Origin of the sequence: Pseudomonas sp. GZJR-8, assembly GCF_002916705.1 — a bacterium.
Classification (GTDB): domain Bacteria; phylum Pseudomonadota; class Gammaproteobacteria; order Pseudomonadales; family Pseudomonadaceae; genus Aquipseudomonas; species Aquipseudomonas synxantha_A.
This window is the reverse complement of sequence record NZ_JXSI01000001.1, coordinates 427,448-447,226: the sequence shown is the minus strand read 5'-3', so window position 1 is coordinate 447,226 and position 19,779 is coordinate 427,448. Positions and strand designations below refer to the sequence as shown.

19 protein-coding genes are annotated in these 19,779 nt (G+C 61.4%); 6 read left to right on the top strand and 13 right to left on the bottom strand.

Annotation, left to right across the window (positions count from 1 at the left end):
• The 10 genes from pcaD to pcaR all read right to left on the bottom strand — a co-directional run bounded on the left by pcaD (position 1) and on the right by pcaR (position 10,350).
• Positions 1-792 carry a 3-oxoadipate enol-lactonase gene (gene pcaD / locus TK42_RS01970; protein ID WP_032877319.1) on the bottom strand — a complete coding sequence of 264 codons (792 nt, stop codon included), beginning with the start codon at positions 790-792 and terminating at the stop codon, positions 1-3.
• A 10-nt stretch (positions 793-802) separates the two neighbouring features.
• Positions 803-2,167, bottom strand: a complete 1,365-nt coding sequence (locus tag TK42_RS01965; RefSeq protein WP_103733480.1) for a 3-carboxy-cis,cis-muconate cycloisomerase — start codon at positions 2,165-2,167, stop codon at positions 803-805.
• Positions 2,168-2,177: 10 nt separating this feature from the next.
• Entirely contained in the window at positions 2,178-3,473 is a 1,296-nt protein-coding gene (locus TK42_RS01960; RefSeq protein ID WP_032877321.1) for an MFS family transporter, read from the bottom strand.
• Positions 3,474-3,625: 152 nt separating this feature from the next.
• The gene (pcaG, locus tag TK42_RS01955) at positions 3,626-4,192 is read right to left on the bottom strand and encodes a protocatechuate 3,4-dioxygenase subunit alpha (RefSeq protein WP_032877322.1); all 567 of its coding nucleotides are present in this window, start codon (positions 4,190-4,192) and stop codon (positions 3,626-3,628) included.
• A 1-nt stretch (position 4,193) separates the two neighbouring features.
• Positions 4,194-4,898, bottom strand: a complete 705-nt coding sequence (pcaH, locus tag TK42_RS01950; protein ID WP_103733479.1) for a protocatechuate 3,4-dioxygenase subunit beta — start codon at positions 4,896-4,898, stop codon at positions 4,194-4,196.
• Positions 4,899-4,915: 17 nt separating this feature from the next.
• Entirely contained in the window at positions 4,916-6,118 is a 1,203-nt protein-coding gene (pcaF, locus tag TK42_RS01945; RefSeq protein WP_177464409.1) for a 3-oxoadipyl-CoA thiolase, read from the bottom strand.
• A complete protein-coding gene (locus TK42_RS01940) occupies positions 6,115-6,894 on the bottom strand; it encodes a CoA-transferase subunit beta (RefSeq protein WP_103733477.1) in 780 nt (259 codons plus the stop codon). Before TK42_RS01940 ends, pcaF begins: the two co-directional genes overlap by 4 nt.
• A complete protein-coding gene (locus TK42_RS01935; RefSeq protein WP_103733476.1) occupies positions 6,894-7,751 on the bottom strand; it encodes a CoA transferase subunit A in 858 nt (285 codons plus the stop codon). The genes TK42_RS01940 and TK42_RS01935 overlap by 1 nt, the downstream gene beginning before the upstream one ends.
• Positions 7,752-8,021: 270 nt before the next feature.
• Positions 8,022-9,362, bottom strand: coding sequence for an MFS transporter (locus TK42_RS01930; protein WP_103733475.1), 1,341 nt, complete (start codon positions 9,360-9,362; stop codon positions 8,022-8,024).
• Between the two features lie 145 nt (positions 9,363-9,507).
• A complete protein-coding gene (pcaR, locus tag TK42_RS01925; protein ID WP_032877325.1) occupies positions 9,508-10,350 on the bottom strand; it encodes a pca regulon transcriptional regulator PcaR in 843 nt (280 codons plus the stop codon).
• Positions 10,351-10,915: 565 nt separating this feature from the next.
• Between pcaR and TK42_RS01920 the strand changes: the two genes are divergently transcribed.
• The gene (locus tag TK42_RS01920; RefSeq protein ID WP_003189295.1) at positions 10,916-11,116 is read left to right on the top strand and encodes a hypothetical protein; all 201 of its coding nucleotides are present in this window, start codon (positions 10,916-10,918) and stop codon (positions 11,114-11,116) included.
• A 333-nt stretch (positions 11,117-11,449) separates the two neighbouring features.
• Positions 11,450-12,925 carry an inorganic phosphate transporter gene (locus tag TK42_RS01915; protein WP_003189291.1) on the top strand — a complete coding sequence of 492 codons (1,476 nt, stop codon included), beginning with the start codon at positions 11,450-11,452 and terminating at the stop codon, positions 12,923-12,925.
• A gap of 151 nt (positions 12,926-13,076) precedes the next feature.
• Here TK42_RS01915 and ccoM read toward each other — a convergent pair whose 3' ends face one another.
• Both ccoM and TK42_RS26930 read right to left on the bottom strand, forming a co-directional pair.
• Positions 13,077-13,193 carry a cytochrome c oxidase subunit CcoM gene (ccoM, locus tag TK42_RS27255; RefSeq protein WP_019817835.1) on the bottom strand — a complete coding sequence of 39 codons (117 nt, stop codon included), beginning with the start codon at positions 13,191-13,193 and terminating at the stop codon, positions 13,077-13,079.
• Positions 13,194-13,336: 143 nt separating this feature from the next.
• Positions 13,337-13,498 carry a hypothetical protein gene (locus TK42_RS26930; RefSeq protein WP_005785860.1) on the bottom strand — a complete coding sequence of 54 codons (162 nt, stop codon included), beginning with the start codon at positions 13,496-13,498 and terminating at the stop codon, positions 13,337-13,339.
• 133 nt (positions 13,499-13,631) lie between these two features.
• Between TK42_RS26930 and TK42_RS01910 the strand changes: the two genes are divergently transcribed.
• The 3 genes from TK42_RS01910 to TK42_RS01900 all read left to right on the top strand — a co-directional run bounded on the left by TK42_RS01910 (position 13,632) and on the right by TK42_RS01900 (position 16,244).
• Positions 13,632-14,504, top strand: a complete 873-nt coding sequence (locus tag TK42_RS01910; protein WP_103733474.1) for a LysR substrate-binding domain-containing protein — start codon at positions 13,632-13,634, stop codon at positions 14,502-14,504.
• A 91-nt stretch (positions 14,505-14,595) separates the two neighbouring features.
• Positions 14,596-15,066: a RidA family protein gene (locus tag TK42_RS01905; RefSeq protein ID WP_032877327.1), complete on the top strand. Its 471-nt coding sequence runs from the start codon at positions 14,596-14,598 to the stop codon at positions 15,064-15,066.
• The gene (locus tag TK42_RS01900; protein WP_103733473.1) at positions 15,063-16,244 is read left to right on the top strand and encodes an aminotransferase class V-fold PLP-dependent enzyme; all 1,182 of its coding nucleotides are present in this window, start codon (positions 15,063-15,065) and stop codon (positions 16,242-16,244) included. Before TK42_RS01905 ends, TK42_RS01900 begins: the two co-directional genes overlap by 4 nt.
• On the opposite strand, the gene TK42_RS01895 is transcribed toward TK42_RS01900, so the two are convergent.
• Positions 16,241-16,582: a hypothetical protein gene (locus tag TK42_RS01895; protein WP_005785853.1), complete on the bottom strand. Its 342-nt coding sequence runs from the start codon at positions 16,580-16,582 to the stop codon at positions 16,241-16,243. The two genes, TK42_RS01900 and TK42_RS01895, sit on opposite strands and share 4 nt — an antisense overlap.
• 219 nt (positions 16,583-16,801) lie before the next feature.
• Here TK42_RS01895 and rapA point away from each other — a divergent pair, with 219 nt between their 5' ends.
• Positions 16,802-19,648 carry an RNA polymerase-associated protein RapA gene (gene rapA / locus TK42_RS01890; RefSeq protein ID WP_032877330.1) on the top strand — a complete coding sequence of 949 codons (2,847 nt, stop codon included), beginning with the start codon at positions 16,802-16,804 and terminating at the stop codon, positions 19,646-19,648.
• The last annotated feature ends 131 nt before the right edge of the window (positions 19,649-19,779 follow it).

Here is a 19,779-nt window from a genome sequence, read left to right as displayed (position 1 = left end):
TCAGCGAGCCAGCAGAAAGTTGATCACGCGGTCGCTGAAGGCAGCGCCGGCTTGCACGTTGGACAGGTGCGCCGCATAGAACTCGGCGTATTCGGCGCGCTGCACATGGTGCTGGATAAAGTGGCTGCCAGCCGGCGGTGTCACCGCATCTTCAGTGCCGGCAATCACCAGGGTCGGCACCTTGATCAACGACAGTTGCTCACGAAAATCCGCGTCGCGCACGGCGCCGCAATTGGCGGCGTAGCCCTCGGGCGATGTGGCCGCGAGCATGTCGGTGATCTGCTTGGCCTGGTGCGGGTTGGCCGCAGCGAAATCCGCGGTAAACCAGCGCGCAATCGAAGCATCGCGTAGCGCCACCATCGCAGCGGCGCCGTCACGCAGGACCATTTCGATGCGCGGGTTCCAAACCTCAGGCGTGCCGATCTTGGCGGCGGTATTGCACACCACCAGACGCCGCAAACGCTCGCCGGCGTGGATGCCCAGCCATTGGCCGATCAATCCGCCCATGGACAGGCCGCAAAAATGCGCGCGCTGGATATCCAGCGCATCCAGCAACGCAAGCACGTCTCGCCCCAGTTGTTCGATGCTGTACGGCCCCTCGGTGACCAGGGATTTGCCGTGACCGCGGGTATCGAAACGCAACACGCGAAAATGCTCGGTGAACGCCGGAATCTGCACGTCCCACATATGCAGGTCGGTGCCCAGGGAGTTGGACAGTACCAGTACCGGTGCATCCACGGGCCCGTCCAATTGGTAATGCAATTCGCCCTCGGCGAGTTGTACAAAAGCCACAGCGGTCTCCTCAGGCAGTCAAAGCAAAGTGTTCAGTCACGGCACGCGTGACCCAGGTCTGGGCTTGGCCCAGGTAATGAGCCGGGTCGAGCAGCCGGTCCAGTTCAGCCGCTGACAACTCGGCAGTCACCTGGGACTCATCCGCCAGCACGGCGCGCAAGTGACGCTGCTCGGCCATGGCGCGTTTGCAGCATTGCTCCAGCAGGTGGTGTGCGGTATCGCGGCCCAGGCGTTGGGCAAGCACGATGCTGACTGCTTCAGCCAACACCAGGCCCTGGGTCAGGTCGAGATTCTGCGCCATGCGCGCGGTATCGACCTCCAGCCCTTCACTCACCAGCAGCGCCTGTTGCAAGGCGCCGGACACCAGGCGGCAAATCTCTGGCAAGGTTTCCCATTCGGCGTGCCACAGGCCCAGGCTGCGTTCGTGCTCCTGGGGCATGGCGCTGAACATGGTCGCCACCAGGCCCGGCAAGCGGGTGGCAGCGCTGATCAATACGGCGGCGCCTACGGGGTTGCGTTTGTGCGGCATGGTCGATGAACCGCCCTTGCCCGGCGCGGCGGGCTCAAACACCTCTGCCGCCTCGGTTTGCATCAACAGGCTGATATCGCGCCCCAGTTTGCCGAGGCTGCCGGCGATCAGACCGAGCACGCTGGCAAATTCCACCAGGCGATCGCGCTGGGTGTGCCAGGGCTGCTCCGGCAAGCCCAGTTGCAACTCGGCGGCCAAGGCTTCGGCAACAGGCATGGCGTGTTCGCCGAGCGCAGCCAAGGTGCCGGACGCACCGCCAAATTGCACGACAAACAGGCGCGGTTTCAATTCGGCAAGGCGCTGACGACTGCGTGTCACGGCGCCCAGCCAACCGGCGATTTTCATGCCCAGGGTGACCGGTGTCGCGTGCTGCAGCCAGGTGCGGCCAGCCAACGGCACGGCGGCGTGGCGCTGCGCCTGGGCAGCCAGCACGTCCCCCAGGCGCGCCAAATCCGCCTCGATCAGCACCAGCGCCTGACGCACTTGCAGCACCAGGCCGGTGTCCATCACATCTTGACTGGTCGCGCCCAGATGCACATAACGCTCGGCGTCGGCATCTTCGCTGGCGATCAACTTACCCAGCGCCTTCACCACTGGAATCGCGGAATTACCCGCCGTGGCAATGGCCGCGCCAAGCGCATCGACGTCATACAGCGAAGCCAGGCACGCCTGGGCAATCGGCGCGACGGCAGCCTGGGGAATCAACCCGACCCGAGCCTGGGCCCGGGCCAGCGCCGCCTCGAAATCCAGCATGCCCTGCAAGCGTCCCTGGTCACAGAACACTTCGGCCATGCTGGCGGCGGTGAAGTAAGCGTCGAACAGTTGATTGCTCGTGCGCAGCGTCATAACTCATCCCTTACAAATCGTGATGCAGGTACGCCGCCTGTTTAGGCAGGCGCAAGCTGAACAGGAAGGCCACCGCCATCATCGCAGTGACGTACCAATAGAAGGTGTTTTCCATGCCGATGGATTTCAGGCTCAGTGCGACCACTTCCGCCGAACCGCCAAACACCGCGTTAGCCACGGCATATGCCAGGCCCACACCCAAGGCACGCACCTGGGGCGGGAACATCTCGGCTTTGACCAGGCCGCTGATGGAGGTGTAGAAGCTGACAATCGCCAAGGCCAGGGTGATCAGTACAAACGCCAGGAACGGGCTGGTCACGGTTTTCAAGGTCAACAGGATCGGCACAGTGAACAAGGTGCCAAGGCCGGCGAACCAGAGCATGGAATTACGTCGCCCGATCTTGTCGGCCAACATGCCGAACAGCGGCTGCATGCACATGTACAGAAACAGCGCGCCGGTCATGATGTAGCTGGACGTCTTGGCGTGCATACCGACAGTGTTAACCAGGTACTTCTGCATGTAAGTGGTGAACGTGTAGAAAATCAGCGAGCCGCCAGCGGTGTAGCCCAGCACAGTGATGAAGGCTTTGCCGTGGTCACGGAACAGCGCGACGATGCTGCCGGCGTCCTTGTCCTGACGCATTTCCTTGCTGGTTGTTTCTTTCAGGGTGCGACGCAGCAGCAGGGAGATCACCGCGGCGATGGCGCCGATTACAAACGGAATGCGCCAGCCCCAGGCACGCAGTTCTTCTTCGGTGAGGATCTGTTGCAGGATCACCACCACCAGCACCGCCAGCAACTGGCCGCCGATCAGGGTCACGTACTGGAACGAAGCGAAGAAACCGCGCTGGCCCTTGAGCGCAACTTCACTCATGTAGGTCGCCGTGGTGCCGTATTCGCCACCCACCGACAAGCCCTGGAACAGCCGCGCCACCAGCAGCAGCGCCGGGGCCCAGGCACCGATGTCGTTGTAGGTGGGCAGGAAGGCGATGACCAGGGAACCGGCGCACATCATCAGCACCGAGATCATCATCGAGTTCTTGCGCCCGTGCTTGTCGGCCACCCGGCCAAACAGCCAGCCGCCGATCGGCCGCATCAGGAACCCGGCGGCGAACACACCGGCGGTGTTGAGCAGTTGCACCGTGGGGTCGTCCGAGGGGAAAAACGCCGGGGCAAAATAGATTGCGCAGAAGGCGTAGACGTAGAAGTCGAACCATTCGACCAGGTTGCCGGAGGAAGCCCCGACAATCGCAAAAATCCGTTTGCGGCGTTCTTCTCCGGTGTAGTGACTCGTTGTTGTTGTCATGGTTTTTTACTCAGTGGGAACGGTTATAGCCTAGACATACTTTGCAACAACCATGTTCCGCAAGCAGACTTTTGGGTATGTAGTGACTGGGAGGGCCTCATCGGGAGCAAGTCGAATCGTCGCACCGCCCCCGATGAGGCCCTACAGCCAACTCAGTAATCGAAGAACACCGTTTCCTTGTCTGTCCCCTGCAAAATCACATTCCACTGATACACACCCTGCGCATCCGGCTTGGCAATCAAGGTGCTACGACGCTCAGCCGGTACACACGCCAACAGCGGGTCATCGCCGTTGAGCGCCTCACCGTCAAAATAAATCCGCGTGAGCAAGTGCTTTACCAACCCCCGGGCAAACACCAGTACCACCAGATGCGGCGCCTGGGTCGTGCCTTTCAATCCCGGCACACTGCCTGGCTTGATGGTGGTAAAGCGGAACCGCCCTTCAGCATCCACCGGCACCCGGCCAAAACCTTCAAAGTGCGGATCGACCGCCTTGTCCTGTTCATCCTCAGGGTGGTCATATTTACCGGCAGCATTGGCCTGCCAGACTTCCAGCATGGCGTCGTTGACGACATCACCGTTGCCGTCCACTACCTGGCCGCTGATCGCCACGCGCTCGCCGAGTGTGGCGGCTACAGTCATGTCTTCGCGGTTCAGCCAGGTCAGGCCAATGTGGTAATACGGCCCGACGGTGTGGGACGTGGTCGCGTTGAGTGTCATCTCATTTCTCCATCGGCGTAGCGTCGCGGCCGCGCAGGACGATGTCCCAGCGGTAACCGAGGGCGTAGGAAGGGACGGTTTTTTCCAGGTCGAAACGCGCGATCAGGCGTTCCTTGGCGCGGGTATCCGGCACGCAGTTGTAGATCGGGTCGTATTCGAGCAAAGGGTCGCCAGGGAAATACATCTGCGTCACCAAGCGCGTCAGCACACTGGGGCCGAACAGCGAAAAGTGGATATGCGCCGGGCGCCATGCATTGTGATGGTTGCCCCACGGGTAGGCGCCGGGCTTGATGGTTTGGAACTGGTACCAGCCATCGGCGTCGGTAACGGTACGCCCGGTGCCGGTGAAGTTCGGGTCCAGCGGCGCGTCGTGCAGGTCACGCTTGTGGTTGTAGCGCCCGGCCGCGTTGGCCTGCCAGATCTCCACGAGAATGCCCGGCACCGGCAAGCCATTCTCGTCCAGCACACGGCCATGAATGATGATGCGCTCGCCTTGAGGCTCGCCTTTATGCTGGGCGGTCAGGTCGTTGTCCTTGTCATTGATGCGCTCGGCGCCGATCGTCGGGCCGGTGATTTCCGACAAGGAATGGGGCAGGAACACCAACGGCTGGGACGGCGAACGCAGGTTCGTCGACTGATACGCCGGGTGCAGGTAATCAGGTTGAGTGCCCGCTTGCGGGCGCCGGTAACCAGGCTTGTCACTCATGGAGCAATCCTCTTTTATTAGACGCGTTCAATCGCCAGGGCCAGGCCTTGGCCGACGCCCACGCACATGGTCGCCAGGCCTTTGCTGCCGCCGGTTTTTTCCAACTGGTGCAGGGCCGTCAACACCAGCCGTGCACCGCTCATGCCCAGGGGATGGCCCAGCGCAATGGCGCCGCCGTTCGGGTTGACCTGGGGTGCGTCGTCGGCAATACCCAGCTCGCGCAGCACCGCCAGACCCTGGCTGGCGAAGGCTTCGTTAAGCTCGATCACGTCGAAGTCGGTGACCGCCAACCCCAGGCGTTCCACCAGCTTGCGCACCGCCGGCACCGGGCCGATACCCATTACGCGCGGTGCGACACCGGCACTGGCCATGCCCAGCACCCGGGCGCGCGCGGTGAGGCCGTGTTTCTTGACGGCGTCGGCGGATGCCAGAATCAGCGCGGCGGCACCGTCATTGACCCCCGAGGCATTGCCGGCGGTGACGGTCTTGTCCGGGCCGTTGACCGGCTTGAGTTTGGCCAGGGCTTGCAGGCTGGTGTCACGCGGGTGTTCGTCGTGTTCCACCAGGGTTTCGCCTTTTTTATGGGCAACCCGTACCGGCACTATTTCCTCGGCGAAGAAACCGGCGGCTTGCGCAGCGGCGGTCCGCTGCTGGCTGCGCAAGGCGAAAGCATCCTGGTCGGCGCGGGAAACCTGGTAGTCGTCGGCGACGTTATCGGCGGTCTGCGGCATGGCATCCACGCCGTACTGGGCCTTCATCAACGGATTGATGAAACGCCAGCCGATGGTGGTGTCTTCCAGCTTCATGCTGCGCGAAAACGCAGCATCGGCCTTGCCCATCACGAACGGAGCACGGGACATCGACTCGACGCCGCCAGCAATCGCCAGCTCCATTTCGCCACTGGCAATAGCGCGAAAGGCCGTGCCGATGGCATCCATGCCCGAGGCGCACAGACGGTTGAGGGTCACGCCCGGAATGCTCTCCGGCAGCCCCGCCAGCAACAGTGCCATGCGCGCCACGTTACGATTGTCTTCGCCGGCCTGGTTGGCACAGCCCAAAAAGACTTCGTCCACCGCGTCCCAGTCCACCGACGGGTTGCGCTCGATCAGGGCCTTGATCGGCAGCGCCGCCAGGTCATCGGCACGCACCGTGGACAGCCCACCGCCGAAACGACCGATAGGTGTGCGAATGGCATCACAGATAAATACCTCGCGCATCAGGCTTCTCCCGGTGCTTGGCCATGGGCGGCGGCGGTGCGGGCTTCAAGCTCGCGCAGCGCGGTCAGTTCTGTCTCGGTCGGTTCTGCCGTGGTGCTGACCTGCTCGGCAAAGCGAATCGCCCAGCCGGTGGCAGCGACCACTTGCTCGCGGGTCACGCCGGGGTGCAGCGCGGTGACCACGAACTCATGGCTGCCCTCCTCCGGTTCCATGATGCACAGGTCGGTAATGATGCCGACGGGGCCGGCACCGGGCAGGCCAAGACGCTTGCGTGAGTCGCCACCTTCGCCGTGACCGACGGAGGTGATGAAGTCCAGTTTGTCGACAAACGAACGGGACGACTGTTTAAGGATGATCAGCACGCTCTTGGCGGAACCGGCGATCTCCGGCGCCCCACCGGCACCCGGCAAACGCACTTTGGGCTGGTGATAATCACCGACCACGGTGGTGTTGATATTGCCGAAACGGTCGACCTGGGCCGCACCGAGAAAGCCCACGTCAATGCGCCCGCCCTGCAGCCAATAGCGAAAGATCTCACCGGTGGGCACCACAGTGTCGGCGGTCTCGGCCAACTCGCCATCGCCGATTGACAGCGGCAACACGCTGGGCTTGGCGCCAATCGGGCCGGACTCGTAGATCAGCACTACATCGGGTGAGGACGTCAGCCGCGCCAGGTTGGCGGCCTTGGACGGCAGGCCGATACCGACGAAGCACACTGAACCGTTCTTCAAGCGGCGTGCAGCGGCTACGGTCATCATTTCATTGGTGGAGTAGGTCATTACTTGGCCTCCTGCGCGGTGGCCAGCCTGGCCTGGAACTCGCTGAAATCAGCAGTGCCGTGGATGAATTCATCAATCCAGGCGGTAAAGGTCCCACGGTCGCGAGCAATCGGATCCCACGCCTGGTAGAAGCGGTTATCCCGCTCGTTGTAGCCATGAGCGTAGGAAGGATGTGCGCCACCCGGCACATGGCACACCGCGGTCAGTGCCCAGGTCGGCAACACGCAACTGTTCATCGGCGCATTGAGGTCATCGACGATTTCTTCCACGGTGACAATGCAACGCTGAGCCGCCAGGGCCGCTTCCTTCTGTACCCCGAGAATGCCCCAGAGCAACACGTTGCCCTTGCGATCGGCTTTCTGCGCGTGAATCACGGTGACATCCGGACGTACCGACGGCACCGCCGCCAGCACTTCGCCGGTGAATGGGCACGTGACGGTCTTGATCAGCGGGTTGACCTTGGGCAAGTCGGAACCAGCGTAGGCACGCAGCACCGCGAACGGCAGGCCCGAGGCACCGGCGACGTAGGCATTGGCCAAGTCGGCGTGGCTGTGTTCTTCGATCTCCAGCGGTTGCGGCCATTGCTTCTCCACCGCGTCGCGCAAACGATGCAGGGAGCCCACGCCCGGGTTGCCGCCCCAGGAAAAAATCAACTTGCGCGCGCAGCCAGCACCGATCAATTGGTCGTAGATCAGGTCGGGCGTCATACGCACCAGCGTCAGGTCTTTCTTACCCTGACGAATGATTTCATGACCTGCGGCCGTTGGGATCAGGTGGGTAAAACCTTCGAGAGCGACGGTATCGCCGTCGTTCACAAAGCGCTTGACCGCATCACGCAGGGTGAGGATTTCAGCCATGGGGTTGGGCTCCCGGTGTTGATCGAAAAAGGCGCTGAGGTGGCGCCGAAGTGCTTGAAGATTAAGCCGGGGAAATGGGCCGAACAATCCGATAATCGACTCAGCGTTCGATTATCGAACAGATTGTTGTCTAGCTAATCGTCTAAGCGAACGCAATTCAAATGTGGGAGGGGGCTTGCTCCCGATAGCGGTGGATCAGCCAACAAATTTTTTGACTGACACCCCGCAATCGGGAGCAAGCCCCCTCCCACATTTGAGTCCCATCAAGGCTTAAGTGGCGTCGGCGTGGCTGACCATGCCTTTGATCAACACCGCAGCCGTCGCCAGTGCCGCCGGAATCACCAGTGCCGTGAGCACCTGCTCGAAATTCCAGCCCAGGCCCAGCAAGGTGGCGCCCATCCACGCACCCAGGATCGCGCCGAAGCGGCCAATGCCAAGCATCCACGACACACCGGTGGCACGCCCCTGGGTAGGGTAAAAACGTGCGGCCAGAGACGGCATCGCTGACTGCGCACCGTTGACGCACATCCCGGCGATCAGCACTAACGTTGCCAATAAAGTGATATTGCCAAGGCTTTGCCCTACCGCGTAGGCAAACACCCCGGCCAGCAGGTAGAAAGTCCCGATCACTTTGTGCGGGTTGAACCGATCCATTGCCCAGCCCACGCCCACTGCGCTCAACACCCCGCCTAACTGGAACAACGCGCCGATAAATGCCGCCTGCTCCATGCTGGCGCCACTGTCGCGCATCAAGGTGGGCAGCCAACTGGTCAGCAGGTAAACAATCACCAGGCCCATGAAGTAAGTGAGCCACAGCAGCAAGGTGCCGGCGCTGTAGGTGCCCGAGAAAATCACCGCGAACACGTTGCGAGCCTTGACGGTTGCTTGCTCCGGCACGCTGAAGCTGCCGGCCTGGGCCACGATATTGGGCTCAATGGGTGCCAGGGCCTTGCGTACCTTGTCGGTACCGCGATTACGCACTACCAGGTAACGCGCCGACTCCGGCAGCCACACCAACAGCACCCCCGCGAGGATCAATGGCAGGATGCCGCCGATCAGCAACAAGCTGTGCCAGCCAAACGCCGGGATCAACTTGGCCGAGATAAACCCACCACCGGCCATGCCCAGGTTGAAACCGCAAAACATGCTGGTGACCAACAACGACTTATGACGCTCGGGGGTGTATTCGGAGAGCAAGGTCGTGGCATTGGGCATACCCGCGCCCAGACCCAGCCCGGTCAGAAAGCGCAGCACCAGCAACTGGTCGACATTGGTGCTGTAGGCCGAGGCCAGGCTGAACGCGCCAAATACCAGTACCGCGCCGACCAACACGACTTTGCGGCCAAAGCGGTCGGCCAGCGGGCCGGACCCGAGTGCGCCGAACACCATGCCGATCAACGCGGCGCTCATCACCGGGCCAAGGCTGGCGCGGTCGATGCCCCAGTCCTGGGACAGGGCCGGCGCAATAAAACCCATCGCCGCCGTATCGAGGCCGTCAAGAAAGACAATCAGGAAACACAGGATCACCACGCGCCACTGGTAGCGTGACAATGGCTGGGTGTTGATGAAGGACTGCACGTCCAGGGTGGTACCGACAGAAGGCTGATTCATTATTTTTATTCCACACCGATGGCGGGCCGATGACCTCAGGTCATCATTATTGTTAGGCGGCGCTTTGAAGCGCTGCCGCACATTAATAAGCCAGGGGAAACACCGTCAATCGAGCCGACCGGGATCTGTGCGGTCACCGAACAGCTTAGGCAAACAGTTGCGCGCTCAACTCACGGCTGGCGGTGAGCATACTCGGCAGAAAACGCTGTTCCAGCTCGCTGCGGCTGACGCGCCCGGCATGGGTGCTGACGTTCAGTGCGGCCAACACCTGGCCGGATGCGTCATACACCGGCACCGCGATGGAACGCAGGCCCTGCTCCAATTCCTGATCGACGATGCACCAGCCTTGCTGACGTACCTGTTGCAAGCATTCGAACAAGGCTTGGGGAGTCGTGAGCGTGCGGCTGGTCTTGGTTTGCAGGTCTGCGTGGTCGAGGTAATCCTGCAGCGAGGCATCATCCAGGGCCGCCAGGAGGATGCGCCCCATGGACGTGCAATAGGCCGGCAGCCGACCGCCGACTGAAAGGTCCACGGAAATCAGGCGCTGAGTCGTGGCCGAACGTGCGATGTAGAGAATATCGTCGCCTTCAAGGGTGGCCATGTTGCAGGCTTCATGGAGCTGCTCGCTCATGCGGTCCAGATAAGGTTGGGCCGAGACGGCCAACGGTGTGGACGACAAATAGGCATGACCGAGCGTCAGCACTTTAGGCAATAGCGAGTAGGTACGCCCGTCCGTGGTGGCGTAGCCGAGTTTGATCAAGGTATGCAGGCAACGGCGCACAGCGGCGCGGGGGATTTCCGTGCGGTGGCTGATCTGGGCGATGGTCAGGTGACGCTTGCGCTCCTGGAACGCTTGCACCACGGCCAGGCCACGGGCCAGGGACGTCATGAAGTCCGGATCACCGGTGAACGCCTGGATGCGCTTGGCCGGTGAAGCCACGATCGGCGGCGCCACTGATGCGAAGGAGTTGCGCAATTGATCGTTCATTTCCAGGGTCCTGTCTCTTGTTCTTACCACGGGAGGGTTGGCCGCTATTACAAGCCGTGCCGATCGCGATGCACAAGCCAGCGCCAGCAACATTGGGCGATTATCGGACGATCATGCGATTATCGCAATTTGTCAGGCTAGGGCAGCCGCCGCCGCGGCCAAGTTTCAGATTTGCCTGATGACCTGGGAAGTGCGCAGATTTACGCTTTTATTTAGAACAGGTGGCGACAATATGATGACGCTGTTCACAAATAGTGATGCCCCCCCATAACACGCTCGCCTGCACCGTTGACGCTTTTTAACTTTATGATGATAGTGTTATTCAAATGCGCCGCTATAATGCAACCTGTGCAGAGGTCGGCCCGGTATCACTATCGGGATGGGAGCTCGCCAGGCGCTGGAGGACGTAAGCCGCGCCGGCCACAAGTAGCCGCTTAAAAGAACTGCCCTCAGGCCTGCTTTTCAACTTGAACGGTTTTCTACTGTTTTATTTGGAATCGCCCGAGGACGACTGTTGAAGCGCGACACTGCGCAATCAATAAACTTCACACAATTAGGTAATACTGTGACGAAAGATGAACTGCGCGCCGAACTTGAGCGCCAGGAGCAACGTTACAAGGACGTCTACGGCGGGGAAGTCACCACCTACGCCGCGCAACCTGAGCCGGAACGCAAGCCATGGCGCAAACGCGCCAGCCTGCTGGATCAGGCATTTGCCCAGGAAATCCAGAAGATCGAACAGGAACTCAAAACCGAAGAGCCATAAGCGCTTCGGTGCGAGTAGGCGGGGCCCTGCTGTCTCTGCCGGTCCACCACCGGCAGGGAGCCCCTCGCGTCAGCGCCCGTTGGTCAGTCACCTACAGCCGCGCACGAAATTTCATACAAATGTTTCAGGCATGACGTTTTCATGACAAATGCCGGCCTTTTGCGGCCTGCGCTTTATAAATCAAAGACTTGCCAAAGCCCCGAAAACCCTGGGATGCGTCCGTTTTGCCCGGGCTTGTGCGACGAAGATTGTTACCGATGAGCAGTCAATGCATCGATTACCGATGTTTTCTGGCATAATCGCGCCCCCTTACGACCGGGTCAGAAAACCTTCATGATCGATTTATTCAGCGGACTGGATGCTTGGGTTCTAGTGAGCCTGCTGCTCGCCCTGGCCTTTGTCCTCGCCTTCGAGTTCATCAATGGCTTTCATGACACCGCTAACGCGGTGGCCACAGTCATCTATACCAAAGCCATGCCGCCACACCTGGCAGTGTTCTTCTCCGGGGTCTTCAATTTCCTCGGCGTGTTGCTCGGTGGTGTCGGTGTCGCCTACGCCATCGTGCATTTGCTGCCGGTGGAGTTGCTGATCAATGTGAACACCGGCCATGGCCTGGCGATGGTCTTCTCGTTATTGGCGGCGGCGATCACCTGGAACCTGGGCACCTGGTACTTCGGTATTCCCGCCTCCAGCTCCCACACCCTGATCGGCTCGATCCTCGGTGTCGGCCTGGCTAACGCCCTGATCAACGACATCCCCCTGGCTGACGGTGTGAACTGGCAGAAGGCCGTGGATATCGGTGCGTCCCTGGTGTTCTCGCCGATGGCCGGCTTCCTGGTCGCAGCCCTGGTGCTGATCGGCCTGAAGTGGTGGCGCCCGCTGTCGAAGATGCACAAGACCCCGGATCAGCGCCGCAAGCTCGACGACAAGAAGCACCCGCCGTTCTGGAACCGCCTGGTCTTGGTGATCTCGGCCATGGCCGTGAGCTTCGTGCACGGCTCCAACGATGGCCAGAAAGGCATCGGCCTGATCATGCTGGTGCTGATCGGTATCGTGCCGGCGCAGTTCGTATTGGACCTGGGCAGCACCACCTACCAGATCGAGCGTACCCGTGACGCAACCCTGCACCTGAACCAGTTCTACCAGCGCAACCACGAGACCCTCGGCGAGTTCCTGGCCCTGGGCAAAAGCGTGAAGGATGATCTGCCGGGCAAATTCCGCTGCAACCCGCAGCAGACCGAGCCGACGATCAACGCGCTGCTGGGCACCCTCAAGGGCGTCTCGGACTACCACTCGCTGACCGCAGATCATCGCATCGAAGTGCGTCGCTACCTGCTCTGCCTGGACGACACCGCGAAGAAAGTCGGCAAACTGCCTGGGCTGGATTCCCGTGAGAAATCCGACCTCGACAAGCTGCGCAAAGACCTGACAGCCACCACCGAGTACGCCCCGTTCTGGGTGATCCTCGCGGTTGCACTGGCCCTGGGCCTGGGCACCATGGTGGGTTGGAAGCGCGTGGTACTGACCATTGGCGAGAAGATCGGCAAGCAGGGCATGACCTATGCCCAGGGCATGTCGGCGCAGATCACCACCGCAACCATGATCGGCTTTGCCAACATCTTCGCCCTGCCGGTGTCCACCACTCACGTGCTGTCTTCCGGTGTGGCGGGTACCATGGTTGCCAACAAGAGCGGCCTGCAAGGCGGTACCGTCAAGACCATCCTGATGGCCTGGGTATTGACCTTGCCGGCAACCGTCGGCCTGTCGGCCGGTTTGTTCTGGTTGGCGTCCAAGGCATTGGGTAACTGATAGCCAGCCGGCAATAGAAAAGGTGCGATCCGCGAGGGTCGCACCTTTTTTTATAGCTGGGTTTTGCACTGCCAATCAAAATAATCGGCCAAAAAAAAGGGCGACCGAAGTCGCCCAAAATGCCTTGCGTGCCCATGTAACCCGGAAAGACTTAAGGTTTTTTACGCTTGTTCGCGTCCTTCCAGATAAAAAATCCAAACCCTACAAAAAACAGCACCATGAGGCTGACAGTCAGCACTCCGGCAAAAACCACATTATCGAAAAACATGACCGGCCTCCTGCACGTGCCCTGTTGCGATAGGGCTAAGTTAATGGAGAAGACGCAGCGGGAAATTGACCGGGATCAATGTCGCCCGTAACGGGGCGTAAAGAAGGGTAATAACTGACCTGCATCAACAGATGCAGGCTGTTTCAACGCTTTTTCGGTTTGTTCTTCGACTTCTTCTTGGGTTTGCCCAAGGGCATGGCTTGTTCAAAGGCTTGGCGCACTTCATTCAAGCGTTTGTCATTGAGGTCGTGCACGCGCTTGGCGCGTTCGGCATTCAGGTCGATCAGCTTGTCGTCATCACTCATGGCTTGGCTTACGTCGTGGCGGGAATGGCGCAATAATGCGGCCTGCCCCGCCCGACGGCAAATCAGCGGGCGACAAAATGCAGGTCATCGACCAAAATCGGCACTTTCCCCCTTACCCAGGAGGCGCCATCCGGTGGCCTTGCACAACGACCTTCCACCGCTGTTGGCCCTGCGCGCCTTCGAGGCCGTGGCGCGGCACTTGAGCTTTATCAAGGCAGCGGGCGAATTGTCGGTGACCCAAAGTGCGCTGAGCCACCAGGTGCATAAGCTTGAACAGCATTTGGGCAAGCCGCTGTTTATCCGGCGTACCCGTGCGATTGATCTGACCTTGGCCGGGCAACATTACTACGACCAAATCCGCCCAGCCCTGGACGCCATCGCTACTGCGACACGCAGCCAACGGGGTGTACCCAGCACCAGCGTGTTGCGCATCGGCGTACTGGCGTCTTTCGCCACGCTATGGCTGGCACCGCGTCTGGCCGAGTTTCTGCAGCGCTACCCGCATATCCAGGTGGAGTTGCTGCCCGCGATTCAACTGGCCAATGTCGGCACGGCCGAAGTTGACCTGGCCATCCGTTACGGCAAGGGCGATTGGCCCGACGTGCAGGCCACGCGCCTGATGGCCGAAACCTTGTCACCCGTGTGCAGCCCCGCGTTCAAGGCCAGCCAGGTAACCAAAGGCCCCCTACTGATGGCGACCTCGCACCGTCCTTTCGAGTGGACGGATTGGGCCGCCCATTACCAGGTCAACCTCGATCACCACCCCAGGGTGATGCTGCATGACTACAACATCGTGGTCGAGGCTACCGTGGCCGGCCAAGGTATCGCCATGGGCCGCCATCGCCTGATCGAACGCAGGCTCCAGGACGGCAGCCTGGTGGAAGCTTTTGACTGGCCGCCCTATCACAGCGAAATCGGCTATTGGCTGATCGCTCCCCAGGGCCCACTCGGCGAACCAGCCGAATGCTTCAGCCAGTGGTTGAAGCACCTGTGTGCGGATGGGTGAGTTTTTTCGATACGTCGATTGAGATCTATCCGTTTGTCGTCCATCGCAACAGCCAACATGCTCAAACCTCCTGAACCCAGAGGTTTTCAGCATGACCGATTCCATTCGCCAACGCGTACACACACTCGGCCTGACACTGCCCACACCCAGTCAACCGGCTGCCAATTACATCAACCATCTCGTCAGCCAACACCAGCTGTTCATTTCCGGGCAAATTCCCATGCTCGATGGCAAACCTGCCTACATAGGCCGGCTGGGCGATTCCCTCAGCGATGAAGAAGGCGCCCAGGCGGCGGAACTGGCGGCGCTGGGCCTGCTGGGGCAATTGAGCGATGCGCTGGGCGATGACCTGTCGCGCGTGGTGCGCACCCTGCGTCTGGGCGTCTTCATCGCCAGCAGCGCTGATTTCCAGCGCCAGAGCGTGGTCGCCAATGGCGCCTCGAACCTGCTGGTCAACGCCCTCGGCGACAAAGGCCGGCACGTACGCACCGCCGTAGGCGTCAGCAGCTTGCCGGCTGGCGTCGCCGTGGAGGTGGATGCCATTTTCGAGCTGCAGCCATGAGCCCGCTGGACGTCCAACAACTGCGGGAGGCCACGCCCGGTTGCCAGTCGGGCCTTGTGCACTTCAACCATGCCGGGGCGTCCTTGCCCAGCCAGGCGACGCTGGACGCCATCATCGAACAGTTGCAACACGAAGCCCGCAACGGCCCGATGGAAGCCGGCGAACAGGGCGCCGTGCTGGTGGAAAACGCCCGCCGCGCCGCCGGGCAACTGCTCAATGCACCGCCCTCCTCGATTGCCTTCGCCAGCAGTGGCTCAACGGCCTGGAGCATGGCGTTCCAGGCCCTGGGGCCTTGGCGGCCGGGCGACCGCATCCTGGTGGGGCGCCATGAATGGGGCGGCAACCTGGCGAGCATGGAGTTGGCCGTGCAAGCGGGCGCGCGCGTGGAAGTTATCCCCTGTGATGCCACCGGCGCGGTTTGCCCGGTAGCACTGGAAGCGATGCTCGACGCCCACGTGAAGCTGATCGACCTTGCCTGGCTGCCGGCCAACGGCGGCCTGATCAACCCGGCCCAGGCCATCGGCGAAGTGGCTCGTCGTCACGCCATCCCCTACTTTATCGACGCAGGCCAAGCCGTCGGCCAATTACCGGTGGATGTGCAAGCGTTGCAGTGTGACGTGCTCAAATCCGCCGGCCGCAAACACCTGCGCGGCCCGCGCGGTACTGCACTGCTGTATGTCAGGCCGGATTTTCTTGGGCAACTGAACCCGGCCCAACGCGACGTGTTTTCGGCGCCCTGGACCGCCAACGGCTTTGACCTGCGCAACGACGCCCGGCGCTTCGAAACCAGCGAAGTGTCCGTCGCCCTGCTGGCGGGCTTGGGCAATGCATTGCAAGAGATCAATCGACTGGGGGTCGAGCGGGTGTGGGAAAGGATCTCGCAGACCAGCGCCCGAATCCGCGAAGCGCTGCATCAGATACCTGGGATTAGCCTGCATGACCTGGGCAGTAAACATTCGGGCTTGATCGCTTTCAACCTGGCCGGCTGGGATAGCTTTGAACTCAAGCGGCGCTTGGGGTTAAAGCGCATCAACATCGGTGCCAACGGCGTGGCCTATACGCCGCTGGATATGCAAGCACGTGGGTTGCGCAGTATTGCGCGCCTCTCCGTCAGCCCACTCAACACCGATGACGATATCGAACTGTTGATCAAGGCCCTGCATGAATTGAGCGCTTAAACCTCGATGTCCACCCACAAGCCCTGGCGCGGCGCATCTTCGATCAGCGGCGCGACGGGCACCGTGTTGTCGGCATTGAGCAAGTCACCGGGGATAGGCAAATGCTGCTCGACGTCATCGTCGGCTTCTCGCCGACGCTTGTGCTGCTCCTGCTGACGACGCTGCTCTTCGCGCAACAGAAAGGTCGATTGCTCGGCATCGCCTTTTTTCAGGTCGATCGTGCTCTCGCTGGAGCCCGGTTGAACGGGCACCACCGGCGGAATATCCGGCTTCTGGCGTGCCGGATCGAGTTGCGACGTGACCGGCACAACACTGACGGGCAGCATGGGTGGCAGCATGATAGTTATTCTCCTGATCAACAGGCTGTCGGCGGGTTGCAGGGCGACTTGAGCACAGGCTCGCCAAGCTGTGACTCAGTCGACACTCGCAAGTGCCCGCCACCCGTCGATTCAGCACTCTGCCCGCCGGCCAAACGGAGTAGTTTTTGTCAGAGTCCTTGGGCGCAAGGGCTTGTTCCGTTAAGATAGTCGGCTTTTTCACGGCGGGAGTCAGGCAGCATGGCGCAGCAGTATCAACCGGGGCAACGCTGGATTAGTGACAGCGAAGCAGAGCTGGGGTTAGGCACCGTTCTGGCACAGGACGGGCGCTTGTTGACCGTGCTCTATCCGGCCACTGGCGACACCCGCCAGTATGCGCTACGGAATGCGCCGCTCACTCGCGTGAGGTTTTCGCCGGGTGACACCATCACCCATTTCGAAGGCTGGAAAATGACCGTACAGGAAGTCGACGACGTCGACGGCCTGCTGGTCTACCACGGCCTCAATGGGCAGAACGAGCAGGTCACCCTGCCGGAAACCCAACTGTCCAACTTCATCCAGTTCCGCCTGGCCAGCGACCGTCTGTTCGCCGGGCAGATCGACCCGCTGGCGTGGTTCTCGCTGCGCTACCACACGCTGGAACACACCAGCCGCCAGTTGCAGTCCTCGTTGTGGGGCCTGGGTGGCGTGCGTGCACAACCTATTGCGCACCAACTGCACATCGCCCGTGAAGTCGCTGACCGTATCGCGCCGCGGGTCTTGCTGGCTGACGAAGTGGGCCTGGGCAAGACCATCGAAGCGGGCCTTGTGATCCATCGCCAACTGCTCTCGGGCCGCGCCAGCCGTGTGCTGATCCTGGTCCCGGAAAACCTGCAGCACCAGTGGCTGGTGGAAATGCGCCGCCGTTTCAACCTGCAGGTCGCGCTGTTCGACGAAGAACGCTTTATCGAAAGCGATGCCACCAACCCGTTCGAAGACACCCAGCTTGCACTCGTTGCGCTGGAATGGCTGGTGGACGACGAGAAAGCCCAGGACGCGCTGTTCGCCGCTGGCTGGGATTTGCTGGTGGTCGACGAAGCGCACCACCTGGTGTGGCATGAAGACAAGGCCAGCGCCGAATACTCGCTGGTCGAACAACTGGCTGAAGTGATCCCAGGCGTGCTTTTGCTCACCGCCACCCCGGAACAACTGGGCCAGGACAGTCACTTTGCGCGCCTGCGCCTGCTGGACCCGAACCGTTTCCACGACCTGCAAGCCTTCCGCGCCGAGAGCGAAAACTATCGCCCGGTGGCCGAAGCCGTGCAGGAGCTGCTCGACAAGGGCCGCCTGTCTCCGGCCGCGCACAAGACCATCCAGGGTTTCCTCGGTAACGAAGGCGAAGCCCTGCTCAGCGCCGTCAACGATGGCGACAGCGAAGCCAGTGCGCGCCTGGTGCGTGAACTGCTCGACCGCCACGGCACCGGTCGCGTGCTGTTCCGCAACACCCGCGCTGCCGTGCAAGGCTTCCCCGAGCGCAAGCTGCACGCCTACCCGCTGCCGAACCCGGATGAGTACCTCGAACTGCCGTTGGGCGAACACGCCGAGCTGTACCCGGAAGTCAGTTTCCAGGCGCAGCCGGATATCGAGGAAGAAAACCGCTGGTGGCGTTTCGACCCGCGTGTCGAGTGGCTGATCGATCAGCTGAAAATGCTCAAGCGCACCAAGGTCCTGGTGATCTGCGCCCACGCCGAAACCGCCATGGACCTGGAAGACGCCTTGCGCGTGCGCTCCGGCATCCCGGCCACGGTGTTCCACGAGGGCATGAACATCCTCGAGCGTGACCGCGCCGCCGCCTACTTTGCCGATGAAGAGTTCGGCGCCCAGGTGCTGATCTGCTCGGAAATCGGCAGTGAAGGCCGCAACTTCCAATTCTCCCACCACCTGGTGCTGTTCGACCTGCCGTCCCACCCCGACCTGCTGGAACAGCGTATCGGTCGTCTGGACCGGATCGGCCAGAAACACGTGATCGAACTGCACGTACCGTACCTGGAAACCAGCCCGCAACAGCGCTTGTTCCAGTGGTACCACGAAGCGCTCAACGCCTTCCTCAACACCTGCCCGACCGGCAACGCCTTGCAGCATCAGTTCGGCCCGCGCCTGCTGCCATTGCTCGAAGCCGCCGACGACGGCGAGTGGCAAGCCCTGATCGACGAAGCCCGTGCCGAGCGCGAGCGCCTGGAACAAGAGCTGCACACCGGTCGTGACCGCCTGCTGGAACTCAACTCCGGCGGCGCCGGTGAAGGCGATGCGCTGGTCGAGGACATCCTTGAGCAAGACGACCAGTTCGCCCTGCCGATCTATATGGAAACCCTGTTCGACGCCTTCGGCATCGACAGCGAAGACCATTCGGAAAACGCGCTGATCTTGAAACCCAGCGAAAAAATGCTCGACGCCAGCTTCCCCCTGGGTGACGACGAAGGTGTAACCATCACCTACGACCGTAACCAGGCGCTGTCGCGTGAAGACATGCAGTTCATCACCTGGGAACACCCGATGGTGCAAGGCGGCATGGACCTGGTGCTGTCCGGTTCCATGGGCAACACCGCCGTGGCGCTGATCAAGAACAAGGCGCTCAAGCCGGGCACCGTGCTGCTGGAACTGCTCTATGTCAGCGAAGTGGTTGCCCCGCGCTCGCTGCAACTGGGCCGTTACCTGCCACCAGCGGCTTTGCGTTGCCTGCTGGACGCCAATGGCAATGACCTGTCCGGTCGGGTGTCGTTCGTGACCTTGAATGACCAGCTCGAAAGCGTGCCACGGGCCAGTGCCAACAAGTTCGTGCAGGCCCAGCGCGATCAGCTCACGCCGCGCATCAATGCCGGTGAAGAGAAAATCGCCCCGCGTCACGCCGAGCGTGTGGCCGAAGCCAAGCGCCGCCTGGCCGCAGACACCGACGAAGAACTGGCGCGCCTGACCGCGTTGCAAGCGGTCAACCCCACCGTGCGTGACAGCGAGCTGGTTGCCTTGCGCAATCAACGCGAGCAAGGCCTGGCCATGCTCGACAAGGCTGCGCTGCGACTGGAAGCGATTCGGGTGTTGGTGGCGGGCTGATCATTCGCTGTCAGTAGAAGGCCCGCGCAATGCGGGCCTTTTTTATTTGCCTTCAGGGCCTCATCGGGGCATGGGTATCTACACAACTTCAGTTCGCAGCCCCTACGGTAACCACGATGCAAAGCGAGCCG

Bases quoted from the DNA above. Each gene is read 5' to 3' on its own strand.
- ccoM (WP_019817835.1), bottom strand. From the start codon at position 13,193: ATGTTTTTCGATAATGTGGTTTTTGCCGGAGTGCTGACTGTCAGCCTC.
- TK42_RS01905 (WP_032877327.1), top strand. From the start codon at position 14,596: ATGACCGATTCCATTCGCCAACGCGTACACACACTCGGCCTGACACTG.
- TK42_RS01960 (WP_032877321.1), bottom strand. From the start codon at position 3,473: ATGACAACAACAACGAGTCACTACACCGGAGAAGAACGCCGCAAACGG.
- TK42_RS26930 (WP_005785860.1), bottom strand. From the start codon at position 13,498: ATGAGTGATGACGACAAGCTGATCGACCTGAATGCCGAACGCGCCAAG.
- pcaR (WP_032877325.1), bottom strand. From the start codon at position 10,350: ATGAACGATCAATTGCGCAACTCCTTCGCATCAGTGGCGCCGCCGATC.
- TK42_RS01930 (WP_103733475.1), bottom strand. From the start codon at position 9,362: ATGAATCAGCCTTCTGTCGGTACCACCCTGGACGTGCAGTCCTTCATC.
- TK42_RS01900 (WP_103733473.1), top strand. From the start codon at position 15,063: ATGAGCCCGCTGGACGTCCAACAACTGCGGGAGGCCACGCCCGGTTGC.
- pcaG (WP_032877322.1), bottom strand. From the start codon at position 4,192: ATGACACTCAACGCGACCACGTCCCACACCGTCGGGCCGTATTACCAC.
- TK42_RS01895 (WP_005785853.1), bottom strand. From the start codon at position 16,582: ATGCTGCCACCCATGCTGCCCGTCAGTGTTGTGCCGGTCACGTCGCAA.
- pcaH (WP_103733479.1), bottom strand. From the start codon at position 4,898: ATGAGTGACAAGCCTGGTTACCGGCGCCCGCAAGCGGGCACTCAACCT.
- TK42_RS01965 (WP_103733480.1), bottom strand. From the start codon at position 2,167: ATGACGCTGCGCACGAGCAATCAACTGTTCGACGCTTACTTCACCGCC.
- TK42_RS01915 (WP_003189291.1), top strand. From the start codon at position 11,450: ATGATCGATTTATTCAGCGGACTGGATGCTTGGGTTCTAGTGAGCCTG.
- rapA (WP_032877330.1), top strand. From the start codon at position 16,802: ATGGCGCAGCAGTATCAACCGGGGCAACGCTGGATTAGTGACAGCGAA.
- TK42_RS01935 (WP_103733476.1), bottom strand. From the start codon at position 7,751: ATGGCTGAAATCCTCACCCTGCGTGATGCGGTCAAGCGCTTTGTGAAC.
- TK42_RS01940 (WP_103733477.1), bottom strand. From the start codon at position 6,894: ATGACCTACTCCACCAATGAAATGATGACCGTAGCCGCTGCACGCCGC.